The 14,555-nt window shown below is 39.7% G+C and carries 13 protein-coding genes, 2 tRNA genes and 1 pseudogene; 7 read left to right on the top strand and 9 right to left on the bottom strand.

Annotation, left to right across the window (positions count from 1 at the left end; genetic code table 11):
• Positions 1-2 precede the first annotated feature (2 nt).
• Entirely contained in the window at positions 3-263 is a 261-nt protein-coding gene (locus B9Y81_RS06760) for a hypothetical protein (protein ID WP_085536233.1), read from the top strand.
• Position 264: 1 nt separating this feature from the next.
• Here B9Y81_RS06760 and B9Y81_RS06755 read toward each other — a convergent pair whose 3' ends face one another.
• Positions 265-1,014: a TrmH family RNA methyltransferase gene (locus B9Y81_RS06755; protein ID WP_085536232.1), complete on the bottom strand. Its 750-nt coding sequence runs from the start codon at positions 1,012-1,014 to the stop codon at positions 265-267.
• Between the two features lie 80 nt (positions 1,015-1,094).
• On the opposite strand from B9Y81_RS06755, the gene tamL reads away from it, so the two are divergent.
• From tamL to B9Y81_RS06735, 4 genes and pseudogenes are all read left to right on the top strand, one after another.
• Positions 1,095-3,455, top strand: coding sequence for a translocation and assembly module lipoprotein TamL (gene tamL, locus B9Y81_RS06750; RefSeq protein WP_085536231.1), 2,361 nt, complete (start codon positions 1,095-1,097; stop codon positions 3,453-3,455).
• A 65-nt stretch (positions 3,456-3,520) separates the two neighbouring features.
• A tRNA-Arg gene (locus B9Y81_RS06745) sits at positions 3,521-3,597 on the top strand.
• A 165-nt stretch (positions 3,598-3,762) separates the two neighbouring features.
• Positions 3,763-4,113, top strand: a complete 351-nt coding sequence (locus B9Y81_RS06740; protein WP_085536230.1) for an ISAon1 family transposase N-terminal region protein — start codon at positions 3,763-3,765, stop codon at positions 4,111-4,113.
• Positions 4,103-5,083 (top strand): annotated as a pseudogene (locus B9Y81_RS06735) (ISAon1 family transposase). The gene B9Y81_RS06740 and the pseudogene B9Y81_RS06735 overlap by 11 nt, the downstream one beginning before the upstream one ends.
• Positions 5,084-5,206: 123 nt before the next feature.
• Here the strand turns inward: B9Y81_RS06735 and B9Y81_RS06730 are convergent.
• The 8 genes from B9Y81_RS06730 to B9Y81_RS06695 form a co-directional block, all read right to left on the bottom strand.
• Positions 5,207-5,280: transfer RNA gene (locus B9Y81_RS06730), tRNA-Thr, on the bottom strand.
• Positions 5,281-5,543: 263 nt separating this feature from the next.
• Positions 5,544-6,161 (bottom strand): RNA polymerase sigma-70 factor, encoded by a 618-nt coding sequence (locus B9Y81_RS06725; RefSeq protein ID WP_245832416.1) that lies wholly within the window; start codon positions 6,159-6,161, stop codon positions 5,544-5,546.
• 72 nt (positions 6,162-6,233) lie between these two features.
• Positions 6,234-6,725, bottom strand: a complete 492-nt coding sequence (locus tag B9Y81_RS06720) for a 3'-5' exonuclease (protein WP_085536229.1) — start codon at positions 6,723-6,725, stop codon at positions 6,234-6,236.
• A 3-nt stretch (positions 6,726-6,728) separates the two neighbouring features.
• Positions 6,729-7,427 (bottom strand): 16S rRNA (uracil(1498)-N(3))-methyltransferase, encoded by a 699-nt coding sequence (locus B9Y81_RS06715; protein WP_085536228.1) that lies wholly within the window; start codon positions 7,425-7,427, stop codon positions 6,729-6,731.
• A 2-nt stretch (positions 7,428-7,429) separates the two neighbouring features.
• A complete protein-coding gene (locus tag B9Y81_RS06710; protein ID WP_085536227.1) occupies positions 7,430-8,749 on the bottom strand; it encodes a NupC/NupG family nucleoside CNT transporter in 1,320 nt (439 codons plus the stop codon).
• Entirely contained in the window at positions 8,746-9,372 is a 627-nt protein-coding gene (locus B9Y81_RS06705) for a bifunctional nuclease family protein (RefSeq protein WP_085536226.1), read from the bottom strand. Before B9Y81_RS06705 ends, B9Y81_RS06710 begins: the two co-directional genes overlap by 4 nt.
• A 179-nt stretch (positions 9,373-9,551) precedes the next feature.
• On the bottom strand, positions 9,552-11,300 hold the full coding sequence (locus B9Y81_RS06700; RefSeq protein ID WP_085536225.1) for a phospho-sugar mutase: 1,749 nt from the start codon (positions 11,298-11,300) through the stop codon (positions 9,552-9,554).
• A gap of 471 nt (positions 11,301-11,771) precedes the next feature.
• On the bottom strand, positions 11,772-12,374 hold the full coding sequence (locus tag B9Y81_RS06695; RefSeq protein WP_085536224.1) for a TlpA family protein disulfide reductase: 603 nt from the start codon (positions 12,372-12,374) through the stop codon (positions 11,772-11,774).
• Between the two features lie 220 nt (positions 12,375-12,594).
• Between B9Y81_RS06695 and B9Y81_RS06690 the strand changes: the two genes are divergently transcribed.
• Positions 12,595-13,227 carry a TetR/AcrR family transcriptional regulator gene (locus B9Y81_RS06690; RefSeq protein WP_085536223.1) on the top strand — a complete coding sequence of 211 codons (633 nt, stop codon included), beginning with the start codon at positions 12,595-12,597 and terminating at the stop codon, positions 13,225-13,227.
• Between the two features lie 11 nt (positions 13,228-13,238).
• Positions 13,239-14,513, top strand: coding sequence for a TolC family protein (locus B9Y81_RS06685; RefSeq protein ID WP_085536222.1), 1,275 nt, complete (start codon positions 13,239-13,241; stop codon positions 14,511-14,513).
• Positions 14,514-14,555 lie beyond the last annotated feature (42 nt).

The raw sequence follows: 14,555 nt of genomic DNA, 5'->3' as shown, positions 1-14,555 counted from the left end.
TAATGCGTAGAATTGCTGCTCATTATATTTTTTGGAAAAAACTTTTACCTCTTCATTATATTGAACTGGGCGATGATAACACGCTTATCGGAGTTTTCCCTCTTAATGAAGAGATTGCCGGCACAGAATTTAAAGATGGCGTTATATTTCCCTCCTTAGATGATCAACAAGAAATAAAATCCGTATCCGAACTGGAAGCTTCCGGCATTACCGATGCTGTTAAAACCGGGAGCAAGGTTGTTCTAAATCAAATCATTTTATAGCTCAAAGTTGTCTTCGTCTGAACTCACTACATACAATGGCTGTTGCAATGGCAACGTTTAAAGACTCGCTGGTTGCCTTTTCTGCCGGGAAATTAGGGATAAAGACTTTCTCTGTTACAAACGGAGTGATTTCCGGCCTTATTCCGTTACCTTCACTTCCCATGATAATGATTCCGTTACCATTTAACTCTTTTGAATAGAGATTCTCTCCATCCAGATATGTTCCATAGATTGAAGCCTTTTGCTGCTTAAGAAATGCTGTTAAGTCTGTGTAATGTACTTTAATTCGGGCTAAAGCTCCCATAGTTGCTTGTACGGTTTTCGGACTAAAAGCATCTGCTGTATCGTAGCTGCATACAATATGTTCAATGCCAAACCAATCAGCCAACCGTATAATAGTACCAAGGTTTCCCGGATCCTGTATGCCATCAAGAACAAGAACCAGATTTGTATTAGGATTGGCCTCTTCTAAATTATATAAAGGCTGATGAAACACGGCAATCACATCCTGAGGAGATTTTAGAAAACTGGCCTTTTCAATATCACCGTCGTCGGCAACGAGTAATTCTTTCACAATTAAATCTCCCTGGGTTGCCATCCAGGATGGTTTTGCTATTAGCAGTTCGCAATTAAAAAAGGGTAGCATGTCGGCAACAAGTTTGTTACCTTCCGCAACGAATAGCTTGTGTTCGTTTCTGAACTTTTTAAGTTCCAGAGAACGTATGTGTTTTATTTTAGCTTTACTCAGCATTTGTCTATTGTCTTTTTACAAAACAAAAATACAGGAAATTGTTATAATTCCAGTACATTTGCTGTTTAATAGGTTTAAAGATGAAAGTTGTCTCCATACGTATAGTACAAACAATCTTGTTTTTCCTTTTGCTCACTTCCTGCAGCACGACTAAATTTGTTGATGAAGGGGATTATCTTTTAGATAAAGTTAAGTTTGATACTCAAGGGGAAAGTAATAAGAATCTTGACTATTATTCTTATTTGAGGCAGCAACCCAATTTTAAAGCTTTCGGACTGATGAAATGGCAGTTGTATGTTTACAACTGGTCCGGAAGAAACGAACGCAAGTGGATCAATAAACAGTTGCGTAGGATAGGAGAAGCCCCTGTAATATTGGACACCACGCTTGTGGATCAGTCGGTTGACGAACTAACGAAGTATCTTATCAATAAAGGATATCTGAATGCAGAGGTTACCAGCGATATTGACACATCAAGGCAAAAAAAGGCTGTCGTTACCTACCATATTAAGGCGCATGAACCTTACCTGCTAAGTGACTATGTGATGAATTTAGAGGATAAACGAATTGATAGCATTGTTCGTCAAACTGCACCTAAACGGAATTGGCTCACTTCACCCTTTCAATCTTCTTTAGATCAGTATGTTGCTGTTGTACAGGAAGGTAACCTGTTTGACCGGGATCAGTTGGAAAAAGAAAGACAACGAATCACTTCTTTGCTTAGAAGACAAGGATATTACGCCTTTAACAGGGATTATCTGGTTTATCAGGCAGATACAACCGTTGGAAACAAGCAGGTTGAACTCGAAATGCAATTGCGTCCGCATCGAAAAATTGATGCAATAGGGAATGTAGAAGATGGTGAACATAAGCAATACTATATTAAAGATGTTTATATTATCAGCAATTTTGATGCCCTTCAGCAGAGTGGTGATGACGTATATGCGCAGTATACGGATACAATGAACTATAAAGGGCTTAATTTTCTTTACGGTACCAACGGACAAACCGTGCGTCGTTCCGTATTACATAACAGCACACACATTACGCCCGGAAAATTGTTTAATGAGCGAGATGTGGAAATGACCTATTCTTCGTTTTCCGCCCTCAGAGCCTTGCGAAATATAAATATTCGTTTTGATGAAGTAGAGGAAAACGACACCTTAAAGCTAAACAGTTATATTTTTACTTCTCCCGCTAAAATTCAGGGCTTTGGAACAGACTTGGAAGGAACTAACTCAAATGGAGACTTGGGATTTGCCGCAAGTGTGAATTATCAGCATAGAAACTTGTTTAAAGGATCAGAAGTGTTTTCGGCCAAGATTCGTGGAGCGTTTGAATCATTGGCAGGACAAAAAGGAAGTGCCGGATCAGACTATTATATGGAAATAGGAGGAGAGGCCTCCTTGCAATTTCCACGTTTTGTTTTTCCGTTCCTGAATAGTGACTTAAGAAGAAAACTCAGAGCAACGACACAACTGAATGTAAGCTATAACAGACAACGTCGCCCGGAATATCGACGGGATATTTTTTCTGGAGGTTGGAGTTATATCTGGCAAGACCGGTCAAACACTCAGGCCCGGCATACATTCAAACTAATTGATGTGGATTATGTTTCACTTCCTAAGATTGACAGTACTTTCCTGGACTTATTGCCCGAAACCACAGCCAGTTACTATTATAAAGATCAATTTATACTGGGAATTGGATACAACTATGCGTTTAGCAACTATTCTCCTCAGAACCGCTTACGTAATACCCATTCTCTTCGTTTCTCCGTGGAGCTTGCAGGAAACCTCCTATATGGCGTGTCGTCTTTATTAGGAGCAACACCGAATAAGGAAGGTGAATATGAACTGTTTGGAATTCCTTATCAGCAATTTGTAAAAACAGACCTCGATATAAGCAAAGGATTGGTGTTAGACAACCGGAATAAAATAGCCTTTCACTTCGGAGCCGGTATAGGAGTTCCTTATTCGAATAGTACCAGACTGCCTTTTGAGCGTCGTTATTTTGCCGGTGGAGCGAATAGCCTTCGCGGATGGTCTGTGCGTGATTTAGGACCGGGTAGTATGTCTAAAGACTCGTCCAGTTTTGTAACCCGGGTTGGAGATGTTCGTCTGGAAGCGAATCTGGAGTATCGCACAAAGCTGTTTTGGAAATTTGAATTGGCCGCTTATCTTGATGCCGGAAATATTTGGACAATTCGTCCATACGAAGATCAAAAGGGTGGAAATTTTGATTTCTCACGCTTTTATAAAGAAATAGCCTTCTCTTATGGCTTAGGTTTACGCTTAGACTTTGACTTTTTTCTTCTTCGTTTCGATACCGGTCTAAAAGCTTATGATCCACAGAGAAAAGGATCAAAGAAATGGGCGATAAGTAACCCCAATTTTGGCGACGACTTTGCCTGGCACTTTGCCGTTGGATATCCTTTCTAAAAAAAATGTGATCAAGGTTTGCCGATTAAAATAAAAGATATACCTTTGCACCACAATTCAAGGACGGTCGGGTAGCTCAGCTGGATAGAGCAACAGCCTTCTAAGCTGTGGGTCCTGGGTTCGAATCCCAGCCTGATCACCATAAACAAACCGCTTAAATTCAACGCTTTAGTTGATTTGAGCGGTTTTTTTTGTTAACATATTTAAAATTTACACTGATCCGTCAAACCCGTTCCTTCAAAGTGAGCAAAAAAAAGGGGTCAAGTGGAAAATCCGGTTGGTAGAACTATCTTTGTAAATAAAAACGATGCTTAGTTCCGAAGATATTCTCCGCTTATTCTTGCCTTCGTGGCTTTTCGACCATTTCGAGTTGGAAAAGTATTCTCAAGACTCTTCTCGTATTGATGTTTATTTAAGTGAAAAGAAACTTATGCCCGAGGGAGAACCAGACGCTTTAATTTCTTACGGCTTTACGGACTACAGTACTGTCCAGGACTTTCCGGTAAAAGGGAAAGCAGTTTACTTACATCTTCGCAGACGTAAATGGCTGAATAAGGATACAGAAGAGATCATAAGCAGACAGTTCGATATCAACTATGAAGGAACCCGTTTGACGAAGGAATTCGTCGCTTTTTTAAAAGAATCAAATAGAAAGTAGTGCGGTAAGTATCAAATCTATTGCTTCTTGTTACAATGTAGATGGTACTAACTTAGGTTATCAATACAAAGAACATATCAGCAACTTCCGTTATTGGGAGAAGAACCATTATTATCCTTATATTTTATATAAGCAGAATTTAGGTCCCTATTTAAGTATAGATGAAACTTGTCTTTCCCAAGGTGAACTTTACACGATTGTAACCAATAAGGAAGGTCATGGAAAGCAAGGAACTTTAGTAGCTATGATACAGGGAACCAAGTCAGAGGATGTCATTTCCGCATTAGAGAAGCTTCCCCGATCCTTACGGCTGAAAGTAAAAGAAATTACTCTTGATTTATCCCCCACTATGCGTCTGATAGCTAAGAAGACCTTTCCCAGAGCAACGTTGGTTGCCGACAGATTTCATGTTCAACGATTAATGAATGAAGCCATCAGTGACCTCAGAGTAGATTATCGTTGGCAAGCTATTGATTTAGAGAATAAAGAAATCCTGTTAGCCAAGGAAGAAAAACGTAAACATATACCCCATGTTTTTGAAAATGGAGATACCCGCAAGCAGCTATTAGCCAGAAGTAGACATGTGGTAATGAAACACTTCAGTAAATGGACTTATAGCCAAGAGAAGAGAGCAAGGATATTATTCCGAGAATATCCAGCTATTGAAGAGGCCTATCAGGTATCCATGGAGTTAACCCAAATATACAATACAACAAGCGATAAACAAATAGGACTAACTCGACTGGCTAAATAGTATGACAAAGTAGAAAAACTCAACCTGAAGTTCTTCAGAAGTGTAATTGACACGATGCAAAACAATTACGGTATAATCTGTAATTATTTCGATAATCGTTCAACCAATGCGTCTGCAGAATCTTTTAATGCTAAAATTAAGGCTTTCAGGTCACAGTTTAGAGGGGTAAGAGATATTCCATTCTTTATATTTAGACTAACAAAATTGTTTGCTTGAAATAGTTCTACCAACCGGATTTTCCACTTGACCCGATTTTTCACTTGACCCGGATTTTCCACTTGACCCTTCAAAGTGAGCAAAAAAAAGAGACCATCTTAAATAGATAGTCTCTTTTTTTTGAGCCTCTTGTCGGATTCGAACCAACGACCCCGAGATTACAAATCACGTGCTCTGGCCAACTGAGCTAAAGAGGCAGGTGGGTAAGCTTACTACATCGCGCCGCTACAACCAAGTACCCTTGCTGCGGTCAAGCCCTGGGGGATTCCGAGGGAGCATGCCGTATAGGACTTACCCGGGTGCAAAAGTAGATGTTTTTATTTAAAATGCAAATATATATTACTATATAAAATGCATGTTTTTTATAAGTGTCTGGTTTTCTTTGTTATTGGGTAGTGTTAAAAAATGTAATATATTTATGTTTGATATGTTTTAATAGCAAAACATATCAAACTATCGGTTAGAAAAGAGAAGCCAGATCAGGAGAAATTGATAGAATTTGACAGAAAATAAAGAAATCTTTTGCTGTCATTTTTCCTTTCAGATATTTCAACGTTAAATAAATGTGGCTTTCTACCGTTCGTTGGGGTAGTTCAAGTAGTTCGGCTATTTCTTTTGTTTTCATGCCTTGTATATAGGCAAGAATGAAAACTTCACGTCTTTGAGGCGGGATTTGTTCCAGAAGTGTGTAAAGTTGTTTGTAAAAATCTTTTGAATATAACTCTTCCAAAACGGTGTTTTTCTCGTTGATCAATTCGCCATACAATCGGGCGTGTTCAAGCATCACATGCGCATTGTATTTGTCGGAAGATTGTGTTCTCTTCAAATAATCCAGACATTTCGTGTAAGCAGCTTGAAATAAATAGGAGTGAAATCCTTTTCCGGGAACGAGCCTCTTCCTGTTTTCCCATATATACAGAAACACATCCTGAGTAATGTCTTCAGCAATTTCTTCTTCGACTATAGAGGTGGTATAGGAAAGAAGACGAGGGTAGTAGAAGCAGAAAAATTCATTAAATGCTTCACGATTACCATCGCGTAAATCGTCAATTATTTTATTTACCCGGATTGTATCCACACGAACAAGTTATTGATACTAAATTATAATATACAAATGTAAAAAAACATATAGATGATTTATGAAATATTGTCAGATAATCTCTTTTGCAATCCAAGCGCAAGCTTCCGCATCTGCAAGCGCGTGGTGATGATGGTCTAAATGATAACCGCAGTAAGCGGCGACTGTTTGCAATTGATAATTTGGGAGATGCTTGATAATTCGCTTGGCCGATTGAAGGGTGCAGAAGAATTCATAGTCAGGATAATCCATGCAATAGGTGCGAAAAATCGCTTTCAGACAGCCCTCGTCGAATGCTTTATTATGAGCGACTAACGGCAACCCTTCTATGCGAGATTCGATTTCTTTCCAAACGAAAGGAAAAACCGGAGCATTTTCTGTATCGGCCCGGGTGATTCCATGTACGCGCGTGTTCCAATAGGTATAATAATTGGGTTCGGGCTGTACAATGCTATAAATGCGGTCTACAATTTCGTCATTTCGCACTATAACAATACCAATGCTGCAAATGCTGGTTGGGTATTGATTGGCTGTTTCGAAGTCGATAGCCGCAAAATCTTTCATAACTCATTGGTTGATGAAGTGAACAGTCTGACAAGCAACCAAAGCGGCTGTTTCTGTGCGCAGCCGACTTTCTCCTAAAGATATAGCTGTAAAGCCGGCTTCATTCGCCAGCTTTATTTCTTCCGGGCTGAAATCTCCTTCAGGCCCAATCAGAATAAGCACATTATCACCCGGTTGGCACACTTGCTTAAGCAGGGGCTTTTCTCCTTCTTCACAATGGGCAATAAACTTCTTGCCCTCAAAAGGCTGTTTGATAAACGCTTTAAAATCCGTCATGCCTGTAAGCTTAGGCAGCGTAGCCTTAAGAGATTGCTTCATGGCACTGATCAGGATTTTCTCTACGCGTTCTTTCTTTAATTCTTTGCGTTCGGAATAGCGGCAATTCAAGCAGGTGATAGCATCAATACCTATCTCGGTGGCTTTTTCGGCAAACCACTCCATACGGTCGATGTTTTTTGTTGGCGCAACAGCTATGTGCAGCTGAAACGGCCATAATGCCGGCTGTTGTATTGTTTCTTTTATGGAAATAAGGCAATGCTTCGGATTGGCCTGTTCGATTATGGCTTTATAGAAACTGCCCTTTCCATCCGTAAGATTTATCTCTTCCCCTTCTCCCAGACGAAGCACACGAATACAATGACGCGCCTCGTCTTCCGGTAGTTCCGGGTTTGAATGTATGTCCGGTGTATAAAATAGTTGCATAATTATCCTAAAATCATCCCTACAAGTGTGGCCGAAAGAACAGAGACCATTGTTCCACCTACCATGGCATACGGGCCTAAGCGGGTGATCATCCCTTTTTTGTCGGGTGCCAACACACCGATACCACCGATCAGAATACCGATGGATGAGATATTGGCAAAACCACATAAAATATAGGTAGTCATAATAATTGATTTCTGAGATATAAATAAACCGGCTTCTTTCCATTCCTGAAATTGTACAAAAGCAACAAATTCATTCAGTATGGTTTTCTGGCCAAGTAATGATCCGACAAGCATCATATCGCCGGTAGGAATACCTACCAACCACATAAACGGCGCCATTACCACACCGATAATAAACTGAAACGTAAGCCCTGTACTTTTACCGTTCGTTATTTCCACAATCCAGTCATTAAGCCCGGTATAATGGCCTATCAGGTTGTCAAGAATATAATTTGCCATTGCGATCAAAGCAATAAAAACAAGTAGCATAGCCGCGATATTCGTCATAAGTTTTACACCAATGCTTGTACCGGCGGAGATTGATTCTAATGCTGTTGACTTTGAATTATTTTTTTCGGTATCCACAAATTGATCTACAACTTCTTCGGTTTGCGGATAGATCATCTTTGAAATAACGATTGCTCCGGGAATAGCCATGGCTGTGGCCGAAATCAGGTGTTTCGCAAAGAATAGGCGTTGAACGGGGTCGTCACCAGAAAGCAATCCTATATACGTACCCATCAGTGAACCTGCGATAGTGGCCATACCTGTTACCATGATCAGGAATACTTCAGAGCGGTTCATGGACGGAATATAGTTTTTGATTAATACCGGGGCTTCGGTCATTCCTAAAAACAAGTTGCCGGAAGCAACTAATCCTTCGGCTCCCGAGATGTTCAGAATTCTTCTCAACAACCACGACAATCCCTGTACAAGGCGTTGAATAATTCCCCAGTGATAGAACAGAGACACAAGAGCTGAAAAGAAGATTACCACAGGTAATGAGTGAATAAGGAAAACAAAGCCACCCGCTTTTGAAGCGTAGGGGCCAAGAAGAAAATTAATTCCGGCTTGTGTAAAGTCCATCAAGCGGATAAATACTTTTCCCAATAGCTCAAAGAACGCGCCTACAAATGGCACATAAATAACCGCTAAGGCAAAAAGAAGCTGAAGAATTAACCCTGTGCCGACTAATTTCCAGTCTATTCGCTTTCTGTCTTTACTAAACAAATAAGCAGCTGCTATAATAATACAAATTCCTAAAATTCCTCTTAATAATGTGTCAAAACTAAAGCCGGTTGTTGTTTCGTTAATCATTTATTGAGCCCCTCCTGTTCTCTGCGGTCTTGTTCATCTCTATATAATTTAGCGTATTCATAGTTTTCCGACGCAATTGCTTCGTCCAACCTTTCCTGTAGTTCACCCACGGGGATGAGAGATAGCCATTCATTTAGCTTTTTTTCATCTGCCAAATCACTTGGTTCAAGCTTTTGCTCTTCTTCTGCGGCCGTGTCGGTTTCGGTATCTTCATCAAGAATTACGCCACATTCCCTTACTATTCCTTCCGTTGTATAAATAGCACAATTCATGCGTAAGGCAATAGCAATAGCATCAGAAGTTCGAGAGTCGATCCGTAATTGTTCGCTGCCGTTTTCAATGACTAATTCGGAATAAAACACTCCCTCGTCAAATTTATAAATGAAAACTTCCGCCAGTTTTAAATTTACTGTCTGCAGCAGTTTTGTAAACAGATCGTGCGTTAACGGTCGGGGAGGAGTAATTTGCTCTAACGCGAAAGCAATAGATTGAGCTTCTGCCGTACCAACAATAATCGGCACTCTTCTTAATCCGTTATCTTCCGCTAATACTAATGCATAGGCTCCTGATTGTACCTGGCTGTTTGTCAGACCTTGTACTCGCAATTTTATCCTTGTGTCCACCTTTAATTATATTGCTGATTAGTGATTATACAAAAGTAATATAAAATATATTAAAGCCAAATACGGATATTCGCCGTGAAGCGAAAAAACTGTTGATAAGAAAAAAGGGATCACCAATTCATGATAATCCCTTTCTAAACTGTTGTAAAACAAGCAAAAATTTAATTTTATAGGCTTGTTCAGATACCCAAAGATTCCTTGATCCGGTTAATCTTTTCTGTTGCTTCTTTTTCCGCTTCGGGGATATCTTCCAATCCCTTTATCGGTAGATGAACTTCGCAATAGAATTTAATTTTGGGTTCTGTTCCGGAAGGTCTGATCGATACTTTTGTTCTATCTTCCGTAAAGTATTGCAACACATTAGATGTGGTTGGCATATCTAATGTTATGGTTTCATTGTCGGTAAAGCTATAACCTTTTAACGATGCGAAATCATGAAGCAGGGTTACTTTTGATCCGGCTATTTCCGTTGGTGGGTTTTCGCGGAAATGTTTCATCATCGCTTCGATTTCTTCTGCTCCGCTCTTTCCTTTTTTAACAACGGAAATTCCTTCTTCTTTAGAGTATCCGTATTTTACATAAATCTGTAAAAGTAGCTGATAAAGCGATAAGCCCTGATCTTTTGCCCAGGCAGCCATTTCGGCTAAAATTGTGCAAGACGAAACAGCATCTTTGTCTCTGACAAAGTCTTCGCAAAGGAAACCGTAGCTCTCTTCGCCACCTCCGATATATGTTTTTTTGCCTTCATTTTTTCTCATTATGTCGGCAATCCATTTAAAGCCGGTATAAACGTCATACATTTCCACTCCGTTTTTTTCGGCGATTGAACGAATCGTTTCCGTCGAAACAATCGTTTTAACGATATATTCCTTACCGGTAATTTTTCCCAACTCTTTCCAACGCGTGATCAGGTAATAAACAAACAACAAAGCCGTCTGATTTCCGTTGAGAAGCACCCACTCACCACTTTCGTTTTTCACAGCAGCACCTACACGGTCACCGTCAGGGTCTGTGGCCAATACTAATTCCGCATCCGTTTCTTTCGCTTTCGCTACAGCTAAAGCTAAGGCTGCCGGTTCTTCGGGGTTAGGAGAGATTACAGTGGGGAAGTTTCCGCTGATCACATCCTGTTCGGGCACATTAATTATATTGGTAAACCCGTAGGCCCTCAACGCTGCGGGAACCATGTGTACACCTGTGCCGTGAATCGGGGTGTAAACAATCTTCATGTCGTGATGACGCTTAATGGCATCTTGTGAAAGCGATATGGTGGTAAGATCCTGAATGTATTGTTCGTCTACTTCCTTTCCGATAATTTCGATCAGGCTCTTTTTTCCTTTAAATTTGATTTCAGAAGCATTTCTGATTTTATTGACTTCGGCAATTGTGTTTTTGTCGTGAGGAGCGATCATTTGCGCGCCATCATCCCAATAAGCCTTGTAGCCGTTGTATTCTTTCGGATTGTGAGAGGCGGTAAGAATGATACCACTTTGACAGCCAAACTTACGGATGGTATATGAAATTTCCGGGGTAGGGCGAAGATCTTCAAAAAGATACACTTTAATTCCATTTGCCGAGAAAATGTCTGCCGATATTTCAGCGAATTTCCGACTGTTATTCCGGCAGTCGTGACCGATCACGACCTTTATTTCATCTAAATGTTCAAATTCTTTTTTTAAGTAATTGGAAAGACCTTGAGTTGCTGCACCTACAGTATAAATGTTCATTCTGTTTGAACCAGTTCCCATGATACCCCTTAGTCCGCCTGTTCCGAACTCCAGGTCTTTATAGAATGCTTCTATCAACTCGGTTTTGTCGTCGTTATCAAGCATTGCCTGAACCTGCGCGCGCGTTTCTTCATCGTAGCTCTCTGTAAGCCACACCTTAGCTTTACTAATTACAGTTTCAATCAATCCGTCATTTGCCATTTTTTATATGTTTTAAAATGTTTTTCATGATAACAAATATACAAATTAATTAACCCCTACAACCCCTAATTTGAATGATTCGTGTTATAATATGGAATTTTACAATTGGTTTTGATCCGGATTAAAGAATTTCATTCTCTAATAGATACGTTAAAAATGCTAACCCGTTGAATTGTCCGGTGATGAACTTACCCGGCATAATTTTAACATTTCAATTTCACGCTTAATTGGAAGTTGATTTTTTTGCATCCTTTATAAAAAAAAATATATCCTTTATTTTTCAGAAAATATCCTTTATTTTTTGAAAAATAACCTTTATGTTTTTACACTACTCTAATGGTCTGATTTTCAATGCAAATTAAAATGCCGTTTTTTCGATCACTTTTAGCTGAATTTTAACTTAAAAGGCATCGAAAAAACGGCATAAATTTGCGACCGACCGGATTTGAGAGATCGCCCTGAACTATTTGTTTAGAAGTTCGTGCTGAGATAGTTGTCAATAAATTTCGTCATCTCGTTAAACTCTTCCATTTCGAACAAACGGGTTAACAGAACGATTTTTCCTTCTTTATCGATAATGATATTGCGGGTAACGCCTGCTTTTGGAGCCGTGTACATGGCAAATATCGATCCATCGGTATCTAATGTCAAGGGGTAAGTAACCTTCATTGTTTCGGCAAACTTTGCTGTCGTTTCTTTATCTTCTTTCAGGTCAATACCAATCAATGCAAAATTAGGATTGTTTTGGTGCTTAGTCCAGATGTCTTTTTCAATGAAAGGCATTTCTTTACGACAAACGCCACACCAACTGGCTGTAAACTGAATCATCACTAACTTGCCCTTTAACTCGGATAGCTTTTTGCTCGTTCCGTCTAAATATTCAATTGTAAAATCGGGAGCCTGATCGCCAATATTGACAATATAGCCCCGATCGTCTGAAGTGGCTTCCATACTGGGTGGGGGCGGAGTTTCTACGTTTACTGATTCTACAGCCGATGTATTGTTTCCGGCTTTTTTGCAAGAAATTGAGCCTATACTAAGAACAATTAAAGATGTAATGATTATTTTTTTCATGAAGAAAGACTTTTTTTAATTAGACACTATTTTGATTTTGCCGTCAAAGATAATAAATATACAACGTGACACTTTTTTCAAAGATTACCCAATAATGTATAAATAGTTAAATTATGTTATTTGTTAATCGTCTGTGAATAACGAATAGAAAAAAAACATACATTTGACAACTGTGTCAAACAGATATGTCAGACATGAATGATGAAATAAAAAAAACATTATGAAACAAGAGGATAATAAAGAAGTAGAAGTTCGTATTTTAGACGCTGCAAGACAGATTTTTATCAAAAAAGGTTTTGAGGCGGCAACAATGGGCGACATTGCCAACGAGGCCGGTATTGGAAGAACTTCTTTGAATTATTACTTCCGTACAAAGGAAATTTTATTTGAAGCCATATTAGATCAACTGCTGGGCATGATATTGCCCAATATTGCCCAGATTGTAGATGAAGCGACTCCATATCAGGATAAAATAAAAAAGATCATCAGGTTATATATGCAAACGATTAGGGAAAACAGATCTATGCCGCTTTTTGTAATAAACGAATTTCAGCGTGATCCGCAGCACTTGTATCGGGCTGTAATTAAAGATCCCGTACGGATAATGCCTGTTATTAAATTAAGGCAATTTGTTGAAAACGAGATGGAGAAAGGCAATTTACGTAAGATGCCAATTGTTGATCTGGTGTCGACATTCGTTAGTCTTGTGATTTTTCCATTTCTTATTCGTCGTCCATTAACGGAAATCTTTCTTGAAGGAAAAGAAGAGGCGTTTGAGGCTTTTCTGGATCGTAGAACAGAGTTCGTATATGGTATTGTAGAGAAATTACTTAATCCAAATCATATAAAGTAAATCAACGTACAATGAAATCTTATTTGTTTCTATTGATACTTTTTCTTCCTGTCGTAGGTGGAGCGCAACAGCGGGTTACGCTTGCTCAATGTTATCAGTGGGCCGGAGATAACTACCCTCAGATCCGTCAGTATGGACTGATAGATCAGGCGGAAAATTATAATTTGTCTAACGCCGGAAAGTCTTGGCTTCCTCAATTAAGCTTAACAGCCAAAGCTACTTACCAAAGTGCTGTAACCAAGCTGCCGATTGACTTAAGTAAATTGTCTGCTGATTTATCAATGCCTTCATTGAGTAAAGACCAGTATCAGGTAGCTGCCGAATTAACACAAACTATTTGGGATGGGGGAGCCATAAGCTCCGGAAGATTATTAACCAAAGCGGAAGCAGAGGCGAACAGAAAGCAGCTGCAAAGTGAATTATACGTGCTGAAGGAAAGGGTTAACCAACTTTATTTCGGTGCTTTATTGAATGATGACCTGTTGTTGCAAAACCGTTTGCTTCAAAAGGAATTGCAGATCAATCTGGACCGTATACAAGCCATGATCGCAAATGGAGTGGCTAATGAATCGGATAAGGATTTGTTGCAAGTAGAACTTCTCAACGCGCGTCAGCGTGAAACAGAGATTAAAACATCGCGTATTGCATATATGCGCATGCTTTCTTATTTCACCGGACAAAACGATCCGGAACAGCTGGAATTAGTGAAGCCTGAGCTTCCTATTGCCCGATTGTCCGGTGTGATTAATCGTCCGGAATTAGCCGCGTTTCAGGCACAAAGCTCGTATGTAGAATCGCAGAATAAAGCAATTACGGCAGGTCTGATGCCACGCTTCGGAGCTTTTGTACAAGCAGGGTATGGTCGTCCGGGATTAAATATGCTTGAAGACGAGTTTAATCCGTTCTATATAGCCGGCATCCGAATGAACTGGAACTTAGGGCATCTTTATACGATAAAGAATGACCGCAGGAAAGTGGAAGTAGCACGTCGAAAGATTGACGTTAGCCGTGAAACCTTCCTTTTCAATACACAAATGCAACTGATCAACCAAAATGAAGAGATACAAAAGTTAGCTCGTCTAAGCGAATCGGATGGAGAAATCATTCGATTGCGAACGAATGTAAAACAGGCAGCCGAGGTAAAGTTAGAAAACGGCGTGATAGCTGTATCCGATCTTATCCGTGAGATCAATGCCGAAGATATGGCGCGACAGGCTGCTGTAATTCATCAAACCCAGCATTTAATGGCTGTTTATCAGTTAATGTATATAACGAATAATGAATAATCGTATGAAAACGTTGATTTATCCGGCTGTTGCAGCCTTGTT

This window comes from Massilibacteroides vaginae (genome assembly GCF_900178525.1).
GTDB lineage: Bacteria > Bacteroidota > Bacteroidia > Bacteroidales > Tannerellaceae > Massilibacteroides > Massilibacteroides vaginae.
This window is presented reverse-complemented; position numbering and strand designations above follow the sequence as displayed.